The 18167-nt window shown below is 44.1% G+C and carries 10 protein-coding genes; 5 read left to right on the top strand and 5 right to left on the bottom strand.

Annotated elements, in window-relative coordinates; translation table 11 throughout:
* Nucleotides 1–218 precede the first annotated feature (218 nt).
* The 3 genes from KYS23_RS11060 to KYS23_RS11050 form a co-directional block, all read right to left on the bottom strand.
* Nucleotides 219–1532 carry a Na+/H+ antiporter NhaC family protein gene (locus KYS23_RS11060; RefSeq protein ID WP_218397136.1) on the bottom strand — a complete coding sequence of 438 codons (1314 nt, stop codon included), beginning with the start codon at nucleotides 1530–1532 and terminating at the stop codon, nucleotides 219–221.
* 224 nt (nucleotides 1533–1756) lie between these two features.
* Entirely contained in the window at nucleotides 1757–2851 is a 1095-nt protein-coding gene (locus KYS23_RS20915) for a helix-turn-helix domain-containing protein (protein ID WP_218418655.1), read from the bottom strand.
* On the bottom strand, nucleotides 2851–3822 hold the full coding sequence (locus KYS23_RS11050) for a GGDEF domain-containing protein (protein WP_232370622.1): 972 nt from the start codon (nucleotides 3820–3822) through the stop codon (nucleotides 2851–2853). Before KYS23_RS11050 ends, KYS23_RS20915 begins: the two co-directional genes overlap by 1 nt.
* Nucleotides 3823–4176: 354 nt before the next feature.
* Between KYS23_RS11050 and KYS23_RS11045 the strand changes: the two genes are divergently transcribed.
* From KYS23_RS11045 to KYS23_RS11035, 3 genes are all read left to right on the top strand, one after another.
* Entirely contained in the window at nucleotides 4177–6882 is a 2706-nt protein-coding gene (locus tag KYS23_RS11045; RefSeq protein WP_218418653.1) for a TonB-dependent receptor, read from the top strand.
* Nucleotides 6883–6990: 108 nt separating this feature from the next.
* Nucleotides 6991–7977 carry a purple acid phosphatase family protein gene (locus tag KYS23_RS11040; RefSeq protein ID WP_159530912.1) on the top strand — a complete coding sequence of 329 codons (987 nt, stop codon included), beginning with the start codon at nucleotides 6991–6993 and terminating at the stop codon, nucleotides 7975–7977.
* Nucleotides 7970–10360, top strand: coding sequence for a phytase (locus KYS23_RS11035; RefSeq protein WP_218418651.1), 2391 nt, complete (start codon nucleotides 7970–7972; stop codon nucleotides 10358–10360). Before KYS23_RS11040 ends, KYS23_RS11035 begins: the two co-directional genes overlap by 8 nt.
* Before the next feature lie 108 nt (nucleotides 10361–10468).
* Here the strand turns inward: KYS23_RS11035 and KYS23_RS11030 are convergent, their stop codons facing one another.
* Both KYS23_RS11030 and KYS23_RS11025 read right to left on the bottom strand, forming a co-directional pair.
* Nucleotides 10469–10888: a CBS domain-containing protein gene (locus KYS23_RS11030; RefSeq protein ID WP_159530916.1), complete on the bottom strand. Its 420-nt coding sequence runs from the start codon at nucleotides 10886–10888 to the stop codon at nucleotides 10469–10471.
* A gap of 251 nt (nucleotides 10889–11139) precedes the next feature.
* Nucleotides 11140–14727 carry an ATP-binding protein gene (locus tag KYS23_RS11025; protein WP_218418649.1) on the bottom strand — a complete coding sequence of 1196 codons (3588 nt, stop codon included), beginning with the start codon at nucleotides 14725–14727 and terminating at the stop codon, nucleotides 11140–11142.
* Between the two features lie 167 nt (nucleotides 14728–14894).
* On the opposite strand from KYS23_RS11025, the gene sbcB reads away from it, so the two are divergent.
* Both sbcB and KYS23_RS11015 read left to right on the top strand, forming a co-directional pair.
* The gene (gene sbcB / locus KYS23_RS11020) at nucleotides 14895–16328 is read left to right on the top strand and encodes an exodeoxyribonuclease I (RefSeq protein ID WP_218418647.1); all 1434 of its coding nucleotides are present in this window, start codon (nucleotides 14895–14897) and stop codon (nucleotides 16326–16328) included.
* Between the two features lie 148 nt (nucleotides 16329–16476).
* Entirely contained in the window at nucleotides 16477–18132 is a 1656-nt protein-coding gene (locus tag KYS23_RS11015; RefSeq protein WP_218418646.1) for a FapA family protein, read from the top strand.
* The last annotated feature ends 35 nt before the right edge of the window (nucleotides 18133–18167 follow it).

Below are 18167 nucleotides of genomic sequence, written 5' to 3'. Positions count from 1 at the left end.
AGCGTGTAGCATAGTGATACGAACCGGATATTTACCCTGCTAGAACAGTAACGAGGCGACGTTTACTCGCGTTAACTGCCAATGTGAACCATCGCTATTGCTGCAGGTATTAACAACTGGTTTGAGTTACCAATCGTTAATACCCTTACGCATAGATATGCAATACGTATTCAATGTCGAATGTTGGTTTATGCTGAACACAACAACGTTGAGAAGCGCTATTTCACGGCGGCCGATGCTTCTGTTAATTCATCGTCATTTTTCTGTTCAAATGTGGGAAAGTTGAACCATATCGCCAGTAAGCCAAACACAAAAATAAGCATGGGGTACCAGCAATAAGGCGTAATGGCTAGCGGCGATATACCTACTACCGCAGCGGCACTTAATAACTGCGCACCATAAGGCACTAGCCCTTGAAAGCTACAAGAGAAAATATCGAGTAGTGATGCAGTACGACGAGGATCTACCCCATACTTTTCGTTTAAATCGCTCGCGATAGGACCAGCAGTGACAATTGCAATGGTATTGTTAGCGGTGGTTATATCTAAAAAGCTTACCAAGCCAGCAATGCTAAACTCTGCGCCTTTTTTGCTGGTAACGCGCTTGGTTAAGCGGTTTATCAGCCAGTTAATTCCACCGTTTGCATGCATCAAGGCCACAATCCCGCCAATGGTAATGGCAATCATGGCGAGGTCTTGCATCCAGCCCATGCCTTTTTGAATGCTGTGCATCATAGTAAGCACTGTGAAACTGCCTTGCATTAACCCCACCACACAAGCAGTTGCAATGCCCACTGCCAATACAGTAATAACGTTAAAACCGGTTAGCGCGAACCCGATAATGAATAAGTAAGGCAGTATACGCCATGCATCGTACTCTTTGGTGTCAATAAGTTCTGAGGTATCTACATCAACAAAGACGAGTAGTAACACCATGGTGGCAAGGCAAGCTGGTAACGCTACCATCAAATTTGCACGAAATTTGTCTTTTAGCTGTACGCCTTGGGTTCGGGTGGCCGCAATAGTGGTGTCTGATACAAACGACAAATTATCACCAAACATAGCGCCGCCCACTACCACACCTAGGGCAAGTTCAACAGGTAAGCCTAAGCTATTTGCCAGCCCAGCCCCTATGGGTGAAAGCGCGGTAATGGTGCCCATTGAAGTCCCCATGGCAAACGAGATAAAGCAGCAAATTAAAAATAGCCCGGGTAAAATCATGGCGGTGGGTACAAATTGCAATGCCATATTTACCGTAGCATCGCGAGCACCTATATCGATGGTGACTGCGTAGAACGCGCCTGCAAGAAGAAATATCAGCACCAGTAAAATAATGTTTTTATCACCGCCGCCTTTGCAAAACGTTTGTACTTTTTCTGAGAAGCTTACCTTTTTACCTTTAGGGTTTAAGCATAAGCCGTAACCTGCACTAATAAAGAACGCTACTAAAATTGGCATAGCAGTAATATCGTTAGTAATAAGCCCTGTAGCTACCACCAAAACAACGAATAATAAAATGGGTGTTAATCCCATCGGGTTAGGTAAAGGTTGGCTTTTTGAATTTGATTGCTGCACAGAAAACTCTACTTCTTTAGATCGGAATGGGCTCGGCGAATGGCCGACAATTAGTTTACCTATAATACGCGTTACGTATAAACGATTATGTCTAAACCCGTTTATGTAAGCGCGTTTGTTTAAGCAAGCTTTCGCAAAAACAAACGAAAGGATAAAAGGTTTTGCACCCAATGCAAAGTAAATTAACGGGCGCGAAGCTCACTTGGGGTCAAGCCAGTTAACCGTTTTACCGCACGGCGAAAATTAGGGAGGTCGGAAAAGGCCATTTGAGAGGCGCTTTGTTCGTTGTTTAGCTTTTTAAGCGCCAGTAATACTATTGCTTGTTGCCGCCGGGCTTCTTCGCTTAGCCCACGATACGTGTAGTGATGATCGCTCAGCTTTCGTTTTAACGTTGCGGTACTGTAACCCAAGCTTTCAGCTAAATCCGCTAAGCCTTTTTGTGGCTCCTGCAACGTTAAACTTCTTATGTAGTCGAGTAAACTCAGATGTGAAGGGGATTGGGTTTGAGGTTGCTGATACTCTGCACTCTTCCCCCCCTCACATTTATGATTGGCGTTTTCGTCATAGCCACGTTCAACACACGTACTTTTCTCAATAGCAAAAGGAAAAGGACTCACCATACAAGATTTGGGAAGCGTTATAGACATTAACGGCGCATTGAAAGTAACTCGAAGCCCCAGGTAAGTCTCAAAATCTTGAACATTGCGCGGTCTATCGGAATCCATTGTAAAGCGTAAAGGTAAACGAGTGCCGGTCCACTGCTTCAACAAGGCCACCAGCATAGATAAATACAGCTGGGCAATAAATGGCCACAGCTTTTGATTACCTTTTTTTTCACACCCCATGGTGTCTTGTAACACCCATATGTATTTATCTTGCAGGGTAAAGCGCTTAAACGATACCAAGGGAATACTTCCCCAACGTATTGCGATAAGCGTTTCAATCGCTTGCTCAAGGTTTTGGCTATGTTTAATATCGGCTAAATCTGCACGCAGCCATACCCCACCTAAACTCTTTCCTATCAGAAAGCTAACATCGTTACCTTTGCATTGCCCTCTTACATTTGACAGTAAGGCAATACATTGTTTAGCGCTAATACGTGTATTCACCGTAAGACTATCGTCAAAAATCCCTGTGCCGCGAAGTATCTTGTCTTTACTTGCTCCTCGGGGAATGGCGACGTCGAGCACAGCGTTTACAAGGTGATACGCGGGTATCACCTTGTCCGACTTAGTCACTGGTACAATCGTAAGTGCTGGTGTTGAATTAGCTATCACTATGCAGCGTTCCTGCTACCGCTTTTAGTGCCGGATTTACTGCGCTTATTACTCCCATCAGTACCATCAAGCCTATCGCCGTCTTCAAGCTGAAGTAGTAAATGCTGCAAGGTAGCGTTTAGCGAAGCTTCCACACCAAGTGGCGCCACCACTGCACGCGCACTGGTATAAATGGCAGCCGTGTCTTCCTTATAGCGAAACGCCACATGGCCGATACTTGCTCTAACTTCTTTAACGATACCTTGTGCTTCAGCTTCATTCACATTAGGCAGTAATAGAGCGAACCTATCGCCGGCATACCGACAAGCTAAATCTTGTTGTCTCAGGTTCATCACAACCAATTGGGCGACTTCGTGTAAATAACGGTCGCCTTCGGCTTGTCCATAGCGCCGATTAAAATAAGAAAATTCATTAATATCGATAATGGCCACATAGCCACTATTCCCAGACGCTTGCAATGCGGTAACCCGTGATTGCCAGTAATCGCCTCGATACAACTGGGTAATAGGATCGATTTCTTGGTGATCTCGATAGTCCCATTCACGGCGGCGAAGTTGCATGTTGATTGCACGCTGTTCTAAATGCCACAGATACAGCGCGGCTGTCATTATTATCATGCCGATTGCAGCAGGTATCGACTCAATCATGCTAAGCCACACAGCAGACTCAGGATAACGTAAAAACTCATCAAGCAAGTCGAGTGTCATTGAGAAGAGGAAAAACACTAAACCTACAATTAGCAAGCTGGTTACCTTGCCAGGAGGCCGACTGGCCAACACGGCTACAATCCAGCCTAGCGTCAGTAGCACTACACTGCCCTCACCCACAATATCTAATCCAGATATAATGGCGAGTGGCTTGGGGTTGCCAAAAGTTAGGCTTAATGAGCTAGCCAGTGCGACGATAGTAAAAGTAAAGAATAGCCAGCCTTTGTGGTGGCTAAACTGCGTGGCATTTCGTAACGTAAACATGAAGTAGCACTCTTATGGGTAACAAACTGTGCTTTTTACGACATCGCTGATAAAAGCAGCCGGAAATAAGCAGTAGAACAAGAATTAGGGAATATCCCATTTTTAACCTAATTGTCGAGGGTCAGTTTGGCTCACCAATGTGACAAATTGGTGGCAGTGCACCTTTGAATTTAAAAATATTAACAAAATAACTAAATTTATTAGTATGTTACCAACAGGTCAATTTAGCTCACTCTTCTTTCATTTAGTTCATATTCGCTATTTATGCCAGTGTAGATAGCGTTCTCGTCATGTAACTGTCATATCAGCTTTTTACCGTACGTGGGCATCGCACACTTAACTTATGGATTAAGAATGAAAATTAAAACCCGTTATTCCACGTTACGCATTGCCTGTATTGCCGCGCTTGGCCTTACTTTTTCTCATCACGCTCTGGCCGCGAATGGCGCTATTACCGGAACCCTAAACGACGCTGCAGAGGCGCGAGTTTATGTAGGTGCTAAGGTAAGATTGGTAGAGCTGAACCTCATCACAGAATCTCGACGCGACGGCAGCTTTCGCTTTTCTGGTGTACCAGCGGGAACCTATACATTAGAGGTGTCGTACCTAGGTGAAGACACCGTTACGCAAAAAGTTACCGTTAATGACGACGCCACGGTGCGACCGGCCATAGAGTTGGGGCAAGGTGACGAACTTGAAGAACTATTAGTATTGGGGCAGCGTAGTAGCCAGGCCAGTGCCATAAACCAACAACGGGTATCAGACCGTATATCAAATGTGGTATCTGCCGATGCTATAGGGCAATTCCCCGATCAAAATGCCGCTGAATCATTGCAACGTTTACCTGGCTTGTCGATTGAACGTGACCAAGGTGAAGGTCGTTTTGTAGGCATTCGTGGTATCGATCCTAACTTAAACAACGTAACCATTAATGGCTTAAACATTCCTTCACCAGAATCTGGTGTTCGCTCTGTCGCCTTAGATGTTATTCCCTCTGAGCTAATTCAAACCCTTGAAGTGTCTAAATCGGTTACCCCTGATATGGATGGTGATGCTATTGGTGGCTCAGTGGAAGTGACCAGTGTCAGCGCTTTTGATAAGCAGCAAGACACCGCGAGTATTACTGTGCAAGGTAGCCAAAATGACTTACGAGACGAAGTAAGCCCAAAAGTATCAGGCACCATTACAAAAAAACTAACGCCCGATTGGGGTATTGCTGCCGCTTTGTCGTACTTTGACCGTGATTTCGGCTCAGATAACGTTGAAAGCAATGGCGATGACGAGGTTGAACAACGTCAGTACACCATTACCCGTAAGCGCTTAGGTGGTGCTGTAAACCTTGATTACCGCCCAGACTTTAACAATCAATACTACCTTCGTACTCTGTACAGCGAATTTTCAGATGAAGAGTACCGTTTAAGCAATACTTTCACCCTAGACGGCGAAGATTCAGAAATTGAGCGTGGCAGTAAAGACAGAAAAGAAACCCAAAGTATTTTTACGGTAGCCCTTGGCGGTGAACATCAATTGCAAACTTGGAAAGCCGACTGGCAATTAGGCTATGCCAAATCTGATGAAGATGAGCCAGACGCGCTTTACTATAACTTTGTCACTGAAAACGACAGCATCGATGCAAACCTAAGCACCATTCGCCCTGCTATTACACAAGATGCAGACGCCATGGACTTATCAACGTACGAGCTAGATGAAATTGCATTTGAAGATAACTACACCAAAGACACCGAAACCAGCTTCAAGCTTGACTTAGCGCGCCCTGTAAACTTTGGCAGCTATTTAGGTGAGTTAAAATTAGGGACTAAATACCGTAGTCGTGAGAAAGACAGAGACAGCAGTATTTTTATTTACGATGGCGATTTCGATGAAATAAACCCTGCTGATTTCGGTGATGATTCACCAGAATACACACTAGGTGATTTTGGTCCGGGTTTGTCTCGTTCCTCTATGCGTGATTACTTTAACACTAATCGCAGTGCACTAGAGCTCGCTGAACTTGATTCAGAGATTGAATCTAACGGCGCCACCTATGTGAACGAAGAAGATATTTTTGCCGCTTACGTAATGGGTAGCGTTAATATAGATAAACTTCATATTGTTGCCGGTGTGCGCTACGAGCGTACCGAATTCAGTACATCAGGCATGCGTGTTGAACTTATTGAAAATGAAGAAACCGATGTTGAAGATGTGGTAAACACGGTATGGGAAGCTGAACGTGACTACGATCACTGGTTGCCCAGCATTAACGCCCGCTACGCGTTTTCAGACAAACTTCAACTTCGCGCCGCTTACACCCAAACCATTTCACGCCCTAAATTTGAAGATGTTGCAGCGTTTCAAATCATTGAAAGTAAAACCGAAGAAGACGACGGCGTGTTTGTGACCGAGCGTGAAGCTGAAGTGGGCAATCCTGAGCTCCAGCCCTATGAAGCACAAAACATTGATCTTTCTTTAGAATATTACCCAGGTGATATCGGCGTACTTTCAGCAGGCTATTTCTATAAAGATATTGATAACTTTGTAGTGTACGCCGACGTAGCAGGCACTGAAGGCTGGGAAGATTACGATGAAGCTATTCAAGCAATTAACGGTGAAAGTGCCAGCTTACACGGGCTAGAGCTTTCATGGGTTAAAGCTTTTAATAACGGTTTTATTATGTCGGCCAATGCCACCTTTACCGATTCAGACGCCACCACATTCTTAGACGGTGAAAAGTTTGAAACCCAATTACCCAACCAGTCAGATACTATCGGCAACCTTACCTTTGGTTACGAAGCCAACGACTTTAGTTTACGTTTAGCCATGACCTACAAAAGTGAAAACTTCGAGGAAATTGATGGCGATATGTTGCGCTACGAAGACGAGCACGCTCAGTTAGACTTTACTGCTAAGTACTATATTAATGATGACATGCAAGTCTATTTCAACGCTATCAATATCAATAATGAGCCGTTTTATAACTACTTCGACTCGCGCACTAACAATGCACAATTTGAAGAATATGGCCGCACGTTTGAGCTAGGTTTCACATGGCAAATGCGCTAAGAAACACCACGTATATTTTGTTTTTAAATAAGATATACGTTTAACACTAAAGCTATTAAACACAACACATTGGGCGCGCAACAGCGCGCCCTCATCAGAGATATATTCATGCGCGTATTACTGCTTCTTGCTGCCTTTTTGTCACTCGCGTGCCAAGGGCAAATCACATCACACGATTATTACCATCAACACCAAATTAGCAACCTAACTGCACAAGACGATGCTTATACCTTTTTGGTTGTAGGTGACTGGGGCCGCAATGGCCATTTTTATCAGCGCGATGTCGCCAAATGGATGGACATTGCCAGCTACCAACTAGATGCAGAATTCATCGCCACAACAGGCGACAACTTTTATGACAACGGAGTGGCGTCTGTTGAAGACCCTTACTGGCGTACCTCATTTGAAGACATTTACCATCAACCTCATTTATTCGTAGATTGGCACCCTGTGTTAGGTAACCATGATTACCGCGGCAACTGGCAAGCACAAATCGACTACAGCAAAATAAGTCGACGCTGGGAAATGCCAGCGCAGTATTATAGTAAAACCGTCGAACTAAAAGACGGTACCACCGCGCTTATTTTATTTATTGACACCAACCCGCTAAATCCAGATTACGCCACAGAAGCAAAATACCAAGAAGCTTATAAACAAGGCTCAACAAAGCAATTAGCGTGGATAAATAAAATGCTATCAGCGAGCACCGCTAAATGGAATGTTGTGATAGGACACCACCCGATGTATTCAAGTGGAAAGCGCTACGGTAATACCAGCGCTATTAAAGATGTACTCGAGCCTTTGTTACACCAGCACGGTGTTGACGCCTACATAGCGGGTCACGAACATGATTTGCAGCATAACCAGTTACCTGACGACGCATTGGTACATATTGTATCTGGTGGAGGTTCAGAAGTACGCCCAGTAGGACATTACGACTTTACTCGTTTTGCTGAATCGACGGGGGGCTTTGTGGCGGTAAGTATGACTAATAACGAACTTGGGTTTACCTTTATTAACCACAAAGGGGGCGTGATTTATCGACATAAAGTACAAAAGCCTAGCGCTGAAATAATAGGAACTGGCAATGAATAACACGCAAAGCAAACTTACAAGGATTACCTTACGAACACGACAGTTAGCTTTTTGCTTTGCTGCTATGGCAAGTGTTAGTGCCCCTGCTGCCGCGCAGCTAAATACAATCGCTAGCACTTTGCTAGATTATGCGAGCAGTAACACAGCCCCTTTGAAAGAACACAATGTGGCGGTATTAACTGCGGCCGACCTCACGCTAGTAGAAAATACCGCTGTTGTTGGCATGGGTTCGGTGGCGACATTCGAGGTAAACGGCAGAACAATAAACATAACAATAAGCGAAACCAATGGCTTAACCGTTTCTGACAACAAAAATTTGCTCGCGACGCAAAAAGGCCACTTTGTTGACGCAGGAAGTTACCTAGCTGTTGACGAATCAGGGCACACTAACAACGCCTATATTCACACCTTGGTGTTTGATATAAATAGCCAACAAATTCGCAGCTACAGAATAGGTACTGAAAATAGCCAAAACCACACTGTGAGTATTACCCAAACATCAGCGACTGAAGTGAAAGATTCAGAAGCGTTGTGTAGCGCAAATATAGGCGGCAAATTGCAGTTCATCAATATAGATGCTTTGGGCATGCTCACCCAATATTTGGCGCTCCCCGATAAAAGCGATAGCACACACACCGTTTATCATTTACGAACTCTGGCTATTGGGCCAGGTATAAAAAGTTGCGCGCTTGGGGTTAGTTACGGAGCAGATCAAGAAGGAGCAGCGCAAAGAGATAAACGTCACGTTGAACAAACCATTTACTTGGCTGACGAGTATGCCGGAGTATGGGCCATGCCTGCAAATGCAGAAGCTGAGGTTGAGCGTTCGCTTATTTTCAACCAAGCCGATACGCCTGTAGAAGGTGTTGCTACGCTTAACGGGCTGGACGCACACACCTTGATTATGGGCAAGCCAGCGTCAGAAAACCCAGTTTTACAGGGCCAAGTTACCGCATGGGTAAGCCCAGAACACAAGGGGATGTGGCTACACAACACTTGCGCCACAACTTTCTTTGGTTTTGATGTGAACATCGCCCCAGAAGATATCGCGCTGTCGGTAAAAAGCGATACGGTTTACGCCAACATTTACGATGACAACTCAGGCAGCACGTTCACCACCGACATCACCCAAGCTATAGCAAGGCTCAATACTTGCCACGAAAGCGCCCCATCTCTAGATAAAAGAACGCTTAACAAGACACCCATAGTAATAAACGAAAATCTCACTATCGAGACACCCATCACAAACGATGACGTACCTACTAACAAGACACCCATGCTTTCCACTATAGAACTGCAGCCTATTTATGAAACCGATGTGGTGGAAAATTATGGTGATGCAGCAGATGATCCGGCTATTTGGGTAAACAAAAGTCACCCGTCAAAAAGTTTGGTGATTGGCACTAATAAAAAAGGCAGCCTAAATACCTACAACTTAGAAGGCGAGTTAGTGGCATCTCACAAGGTAGGACGCGTAAACAACGTGGGCGTGGCATACGACTGGGCACCAGAACACGATATTGCGGTGGCAAGCAACCGAAGCAGTAATAGCATGTCGGTCTTTTTCATCGATAAAAAAACTGGTGAGCTAACCTTTAACACCAACCTCCCTACCCCACTAACCGATATATATGGGCTGTGCGTCTTTACAACAAATAACCACACTCAGGTATTAGTAAACAGTACTGATGGCCGGTACTTACGCTATCAGTTGAACCCTCTCACAGATGTGAATAGTAAGGCCAGTGCGAAAACTAACAGCAAAGCTAACAGAGACACCCATGACATCATTGCGAGCAAAACTGACAGAGCAAGCCCTTCTCTGGTTTCTGCCACCTTGATTCACGACTTCCACTTACCGTCTCAGCCGGAAGGTTGCGTTGTCGACACTGATACGCAAATTGCCTACTTGGGAGAAGAAAGTGCAGGCATATGGGCGTTGGATGTTTCTGAGGTAAAAGCAAAGTCCTCATCAATGCTTAATAAAACGATTAACCAGACACCCACGCTTATTATTCCGATTGAAGCACCGGTTACCGCTGACATCGAAGGCTTGTCGTTGTTTGATGTAGACGGTGTACGCTATCTTATTGCTTCTAGCCAAGGCAATAATCAGTACGCCGTGTATGAAAGCAAGGCACCTTACCGTTTGATGGGTATGGTAAGCATTGGTGCAAATTATGATAACGGCATTGATGGCGTGTCGGAAACCGATGGGCTTGAAACCACAAACGTCAATCTGGGTGGGCTATTTAAAAATGGGCTATTTGTAGTACAAGATGGAAGAAACGTAATGCCTAGCCAGCGGCAGAACTTTAAGTTAGTGGCGGGAGATGACGTAGCAGGTGCTATTCGTACTTTTGTGATCACTCGTACTCGGTAACCAACTTTTGATAAATCCCATAGGAACAATAAGTTAAACTATAAAAAAAGGGTAAGCGAATTGGCTTACCCTTTTTTACTCTCGGACTGCTTAATTACACACCACATGCTAGCTGGCGCGCTGATAACCCGATCGAAGTTGTACGTCTATTGCTCTAAGTACTGCCGTTCGGTTAATACTTCCAACCAACACGCCATCGTCATCAACCACAGGGTAAACGCGAGGCTTATCTTTGATAAGTAATTGGGCAAGTTCTATTACCGACAGATACGGTTTAATAACCACAACCGGTGCTTTCATTATTTCAGCCACCCGGCAAATCTGCTCTCGGTAGTAACTTGACGCTATCATTTGGGCAATGCAATCTTGCTCAGACAAAAAGCCAATTACCTTACCTTTAATATCAATCACTGGGCCTCCACTTTGCCCGCATGCCAACAAAGCCTCTACGGCTTCGGCCACCGTCATATCCCCATTTAATTTAACGGGGTGAGTATTCATATAATCACTGACTAGCAACGATTCCATATTTCTCTCCCAGCCGCGGCGTCTTTATTAGATTTATACAGCGTGAAGACGAAACGGCACTGCTTGTTATAGTAATGATGTAACGCAATGTTATGTTTTTGTAATCAAATTATTTTGTCACGCTTTAAGCCTAGTAGACTATGCCTCTGACAGCTACTTTTTCTATTCAATTTCACTCACTAAAGTTTGATTTTAACTCGCTGCTTAAAGCAAATTGCGCACTTACCACAAATGTCGCACGGCACACTCGCCTAGGCTGGCTTTAACGCATTCAAAATCGCGGAAACCTCGTTAATAGCGTCGGGCAATGCATTGTCTATTTCTAGCATTTTTTCATCCTTGGCTAATCGCTCAATATGACTAAAACGACTTTGCACAAGCACAGCGCCAATATCTCCCGCCATACCTTTAATAGTATGAGACAACAACTTGATGGTGGGTACATCTTTGTCTTTTACAGCAGCTTTGATTTCGTCACATTTTCGAGGTGCACTTTCAATAAACATTTCACATATTTTATCGAACAGAACCTGGTTATTAGCAAGTCGAGACAAGGCGCGTGACTTATCCCAAACGGGCGTGTCGCTTCCTTGTGATGTGGATGGAGCGAGTATCGAAGAGGATGTCGAAGGCTCAGTAACGCTCGATGACGCTGCCAAAGCGGGACTTTCACTTGCGGATTCGCCATGTACTGCGTGTGTTTCGCCCAGTACTGATTTACCTAAAAATTGCGGGCTGTAAGTAGACTGGATCCAATTGATAATTTTAGGTTCTACCATGCTCGCCACTATAGGTTTAGTGACGTAGTCACTCATGCCTGCCGCAATACACTTTTCCTTTTCCCCTAACATCGCATTGGCTGTCATCGCAATAATGGGGATTTGCTGGTGCACTTGCCCCGCGCGGCCATCTCGAATAGCTTGAGTACTCGCATACCCATCCATAATGGGCATTTGGCAATCCATCAAAATACAGTGAAGATAATGCCCCTCTTTTTCACACTGCTTTACAATATCTAACGCCTGTTCACCGTTACTGGCAATTTTCACCGAAACGGGCAAATTATCAAGCACCCCTCTCGCCACCTCTATATTGATAGCGTTATCATCGACTATCAGCACATGAGCGCCAGCTATACTCTCTTTTTCGATATTCGTCGCATTCGATTCAACTTGATGTGCAGGTTGATTTTCTATTAGCTCAGAAGAGGAGCTATCAACGACTTTTAAGAATTCAGATTTCAATAAGGGCTTTGTTAAAATAGCGGGTGTAAAATTGGCGTAATACGTGGCTTGCTTTCCAATACTTTGCAACATACAGATGTGTGGAATGGATATTTGCTTTTCCAAGTTTTCCCAATGTTCGTCTACTACCGACAATACGGGGTTGTTGTAATCAGTGACTATTACATCAATGGTATCCCAAGAAACCTCCTCGAATGAGACGATGTCGGTATATGTCTCTACAATGCTAGCACCTTCACTAGTGATTAGGGTTTTAATATTTTCTGCAAGCGGTGGATACTGGGCAAACACAGCTAAACGTAACCCATCCATTTTATTAGGTAATTCCGAATTTTGCTGACTATCATTCGAGGACACATCATCTACTGCAACCCAAAACGAAAAGGAACTTCCTTGGCCTTGCGTGGAAGAAAAATCAATATCGCCGCCCAATAACACACTGAGCTGTTTACAGATAGATAAGCCGAGCCCTGTGCCGCCAAAACGTGTAGCGACTGAGGCGTCTGCTTGAGTAAAGGCAGAGAAAAGCTTTGACTGGTGCTCTTTTGCAATGCCAATGCCTGTATCGGATATCGATACATGGAGCTGAACTGTAAACTTATCATTGCTTTGAAGTGACGCGGTGAGAGCCACATGTCCCCGTTCTGTAAATTTGATGGCATTGTTCACCAAGTTGCTAATAATTTGAGAGAGTCGATGTGGATCTGACACCAAAGTTTCAGTTTTTAATCCTGTTGTATCTACAAGAAACTCCAAACCTTTGTTGTGGGCTCTTACAGCCAGTGATGAAGATAAGGTTTCAATTAAGTGCACAGGATTAAACGCTTGCACGTTCAAGTCTAATTTCCCCGCTTCAATTTTCGACATATCTAATATGTCATTAATTAAAACACTCAAGTTGTTACAACTCACATCCATCATGGCCGCAAGCTGTTCCGCCTTAGCAGAAAGAGGCTGACGTTTTAACAAATTAAGTGAGCCGACTATACCGTTTAAAGGTGTTCGCATTTCATGGCTTATGTTGGAGATAAACGCGCTTTTTACCTGGCTAGCCTGTTGCGCTTCATCGCGAGCTTCTGCCAGTTGCTTAGTGCGGCTCTGCACCTTTTCTTCAAGCTCAAAATTAATTTTTTTAATCGCATGCTGAGTATTTCTTTCTTCAGTGATGTCCCTTAACACCACTGCCACGCCTGAATATTGCCCCTGCTCACCCCATATCGGGGAAACTGTAACGGCTAGGCAATTCTGAACTCCTGATGATTGTTTATATAAAATTTCATCCTGAAAATAGCCAGTAAGCGCCACTTCAGCATTAAGGTATTTGTCCCAAGATATTGATCTTATAGATGCAAAAGCACTGTAGTGATGGTTCAAAATTGTCGAGCTGGGTAGTCTAAACAATCGCTCAGCGGCCATATTCCAGCTTTTCACTATGCCAGCAATATCCATACTGACTATGGCGTCGCTAGACCCTGCCACAATGGCTGCCGATTCTCCGCGAGCTTCCGCCAGTTCAAAGCTCTTTTTGGCACTTCGGTGAAAGAATAGCAATACCGCTACGAACAAAATAGACATTGCCAAAAGAAAACCGTAAACAGCCAATCGCCTTTCATTCATTAAACCGATAATGATGTTAGCCGGTAGGGCAATATGCACGTAAACAAATTTCTTGCCCGGGGAGTTGCTTACCACCACTTTGCGACTCGCAATGAACACTTCACTGACGACACCATCCACTCGTTTATTTGCGTGCCTAGCACCTTCAAAAACAGGGGAAGCAAATTGCGTTTCCCAGGTGGATTCTGGCGCAAGGTCTTTACTGAAACTGAAACGTTTTTGAGGGTGTAAAATGAAGAAGCCTTCGTCATCGGTGAGATACAGCTGCTGGGGAGAAGATACGAATTGAACCATGCCAGCTAACGCAATGGAGGTATCGATGTTCATGATGATAAAGCCATACCTTCGGCCGCTTTCGCTAAAAATGGGCAATGATAAGCGCAATACAGGCTTGTAAGGGTACTCCACTTTGCCGTATTCGCGGTTAAGGCTGATACCAGACATATACAGTTCATTGCGAGATAATTGGGCACTTTCTTTGTAGTAATCTCTGGTACTTTTTACTTGAAGATCCCTATCAGCTAAGGCTGATATTTTGCCGCCCGATCGTTCTACACGTAGTATCTCCTTGCCATCATCATCTATGCTGATAATTCGTAATTGATCAACTTCTTCGTTATTTTCTATAAAGGCGATAAAAATTGTCTCTAAACGTTTTTTCCAAAGGTCAAAGCTGGTATTTTCTTCAGGATCTACCCCGGCGTTTTCAGTTGCACGGGGAATGCCAGAAACAGGCGGCGTGGCGTGTAGAAATTTTAAATCATCAGCATATTGTGCCGCTTGACGTTGTGTAAACCCCTCTATCTCACTCGTTCGATGATTTAACTCTGATGACACATCATCTAAAACGCTTTTCGAAAGATTGCTTTCGAATAAAAAAGCCAGTATCACAGTAACCAAGATTGCCCCTACAACAGCGAAGCCCAGCATTTGTCGGGAATACTTTGCTCCCAGTTTCTGTTTTATAACCGCTGCCAAGGTAAAATACATTCCAATTATCTGATATACATTAAAAACTAGTTTCACATTTACAGATTCGCAAGTTATGGATTAAATACGTTTACATTAGCTAGGTTTGGTATTCAAACCCACGCAGTGTACACTGCCAACATGATGTCACTTATTCAAATAATGTAACCTAGAACATGCACGAACCTAGCTTTCTTTGGTACGATTTCGAAACTTTCGGTACCAGTGGTCAAAAAGACTTACCCTGTCAGTTCGCTGCCATTAGAACCGATCTGGATTTCAATATTATGGGTAAGCCCATTAATATTATGAGCGCAATTGCCAACGATTACTTGCCCAATCCTGAAGCCTGTTTGGTTACCGGTATTACGCCCCAACAAACCTTACGTGATGGCTCTAACGAAGCTGACTTTGCGCAGCGAATTTACCAAGAAATGTCGACACCCAACACCTGTAGCTTGGGGTTTAATAACATACGCTTCGATGATGAAGTCGCTAGATTCTTATTTTACCGAAACTTCTATGACCCTTATTCCAGAGAATGGCGAAACGGAAATAGCCGGTGGGATATTATAGATTTAGCGCGAGCATGCTACGCACTGCGTCCTGATGGCATTAACTGGCCAACTCGCGAAGATGGTACGCCTAGTTTCAAACTAGAACACCTGACCAAAGAAAACGGCATAAGCCACGAAAACGCACACGATGCATTAAGTGATGTGCATGCCACTATTGCCTTAGCAAAGTTGATCAAAGAAAAGCAGCCTAGGTTGTTTGAATACGCTTATTCGCTTCGCAGTAAGCATAATGTCGCTAACCAGTTCGATTTAACTAAGCCTTCCGTACTGTTGCATATTTCAGCTAAGTTGCCCGCAAGCCAAGGGTGTTGCACTTGGATCATGCCTATCGCTAAACACCCTACAAACAGCAATGCGATTATTGCCGTAGACTTGTCAAAGCCTATCGATAGCTTACTTAACGACTCCCCTGAAGAAATAAAAGCTAAACTTTACGCGCGCCAAGAGCCTGGCAATGATGCCAATACCTTGCGCCCAGGCTTGAAGCTTATTCATATTAACCGCTCTCCTTTTGTAACGACCGCTAAAGCGATGACTGAAGATAATGCGCATAGATTAGGATTAGACAGAGACACCTGCCTTGAAAACTACCGCATTTTGACGCAAGAGCGTGAATTAGGCATGAAGTTGTCAAAAGTGTACGAAAATGACGCAGACGAGAAAGAACAAGATATCGACCACGCCCTTTATAGCGGTGGTTTTTTAAGTACCGAAGATCGCCACTGGTGTGACAAAGTGCTGGAATCAAGCCCAGAACAGCTTGGCGCATTAGCTGAAGAGACTCAACATGTAGGGCTTAGGACTCTTTTGTTTAGATACAGAGCAAGAAATTACCCGTCTACCCTTACCTACGACGAAACCCTTAAATGGCAAAGACATAGACAAGCGCGTTTAACCGACTCTACCTCGTCTGCTTCGATTACGCTCGAGCATTATATGAGCACGCTAGAACGCCTTGCTCATGAACATGTTGATGACCCCGAGAAACAAGCGATCTTAAGAGCATTATTTCAATATGCCGAAAACCTTTGACGAGACGCAATGAATCGCATTACATTAAACTTATGTCTAATGCATTATTGTTCCTACGATAATGCATAAACATGCTTAAGTCTGCAGCGTTAAGGTCGATATTGACTATAGAAAAGAAAGTAAGACTGCTCAAAGGATGAATGTAGTAATGAACGGCGTAACCATAAGCTTAGATAAAACAAGAACCTATATAAACCTGACGCTAAACCCGTCTGAGTTTTCTAAAGAAATAGACATACGCCAAGTAAAAGCGGAGTTAGCAACCGGTGAAACCAAACGGTTATACATTTCTGATACGGCTTTAAAATCGGCCTGTGATACCGCCAATCATTACTTCAAAACCGGCGATAATACTGTTGTTCAAGAGCGAGTTGGTGAACGAAGAAACGCCGAAATAGAGTTTCGTATTCCCGAAGATGCAATGGCGGCCAATCTTGTGATCACGTCGCCCTACGGTGGTAAATTACCCGCATTAAATACCATTAAATCTTTAGCAGCGAAAAACAATGTACATCGCGGTCTTGGAACAAGAGCCATTGAGGCCATGTTACTGGAAGCACGAAAATCACCACCGGGCGCCATTATCGAGCGCACAGTAGCAAAAGGCCTACCGGCTAGGAATGGCCGTTCATCTCGATTTATCCCTTTAGTCCCTAATGCTCTTGAACGTATCTTGAAGCCGCAAACCAACGAAGGTGAGCGGGTTGATATGCGAAACTTAGGTGAAGTTATCTGCGTTAAAGTAGACACCCCTGTTCTTCGTCGCACAGAACCAACCTCAGGCAGAAGTGGTTTCGATGTACGCGGTAGCAAGCTACCTCCAATTCCTGGTGAGTGGGTTGAATTTCGCAAAGGCACCGGAACTGTTCAGGCCGATGACGATCAAAATTTATTAGTGTCATCAATTGCAGGTATGCCCAAATACCAAGACCAAACCATGAATATCGACGACACCTATATTTGTAACGGAGTTAATGTGGGTACGGGTCACGTGAATTATGAAGGTGCAGTGCTGGTTAATGGTGACGTAACAGAAAAAATGCAAATAAAAGCAGAAGGTGACGTTACCATAAATGGTTTCGTAGAGTCTGCTCACATTGAATCTGGTGGCGATATCATTATTACCGAAGGCGCTATGGGGAAAGTAAATGACAATGCAGGTGAATTCAACTGCCACCTTATAGCGAAAGGCAGCATTCACGTTCAGCACGGTCAAGGTATTGAAATTCAGTGCTCGGGAAATATTACCGTTGGCCGCCAATTGGCTTATAGCAAACTTCACTGTGGTGGCGCCGTTATTGTGGGCCAAATAGACAAACCTATGGGCAACTTGTTTGCTTGCGACATTGTGAGTCAAGATAGGATAGAAGCCGGTACCCTTGGTGCAGTGTCTGGCAGCATGCTCAAAGTCGATTTTAGCCCCGGTTTTGCACAGCTACTTGAACGTAAAGAGGCGCTAGACGAACTTGTGCGCCAACTTCGTGAAAACAACAGCAAGCACAAAGAAAAAATTGATATTTTGAAAAGTAAAAAAGTGCCGAAAGAACTTAAAGCAAAAGTGACAGAAGCGCTTGAAATGTTCAATAACGAAAACGCGTTGCTTGATTGGATTGAAACGAAAGTGCTGGAAATAAGCGATGCGAAAGTTCAGTACCAACAAGATATTAAGCTTATTGCCAATAAGAAACTCTATCCTGGTGTAACAGCAAAATTGAACAATCGTAATTGGCGTTCAGAGCGAGAGTATGAAAGAGCCCACATTCATTATGATTCTCATCAATGGCATTACGAGCCCATCATTTAAACCGTTAAAATAAGCTCTAATCACTACTAGTTAAA

Origin of the sequence: Alteromonas lipotrueae, assembly GCF_019249255.1 — a bacterium.
GTDB classification, from domain to species: Bacteria; Pseudomonadota; Gammaproteobacteria; order Enterobacterales; family Alteromonadaceae; genus Alteromonas; species Alteromonas lipotrueae.
This window is presented reverse-complemented; position numbering and strand designations above follow the sequence as displayed.

Coding starts and splice junctions, on each gene's coding strand:
- sbcB (WP_218418647.1), top strand. CDS start 14,895: ATGCACGAACCTAGCTTTCTTTGGTACGATTTCGAAACTTTCGGTACC.
- KYS23_RS11045 (WP_218418653.1), top strand. CDS start 4,177: ATGAAAATTAAAACCCGTTATTCCACGTTACGCATTGCCTGTATTGCC.
- KYS23_RS11040 (WP_159530912.1), top strand. CDS start 6,991: ATGCGCGTATTACTGCTTCTTGCTGCCTTTTTGTCACTCGCGTGCCAA.
- KYS23_RS11030 (WP_159530916.1), bottom strand. CDS start 10,888: ATGGAATCGTTGCTAGTCAGTGATTATATGAATACTCACCCCGTTAAA.
- KYS23_RS11015 (WP_218418646.1), top strand. CDS start 16,477: ATGAACGGCGTAACCATAAGCTTAGATAAAACAAGAACCTATATAAAC.
- KYS23_RS11060 (WP_218397136.1), bottom strand. CDS start 1,532: ATGGGATTAACACCCATTTTATTATTCGTTGTTTTGGTGGTAGCTACA.
- KYS23_RS11035 (WP_218418651.1), top strand. CDS start 7,970: ATGAATAACACGCAAAGCAAACTTACAAGGATTACCTTACGAACACGA.
- KYS23_RS11050 (WP_232370622.1), bottom strand. CDS start 3,822: ATGTTTACGTTACGAAATGCCACGCAGTTTAGCCACCACAAAGGCTGG.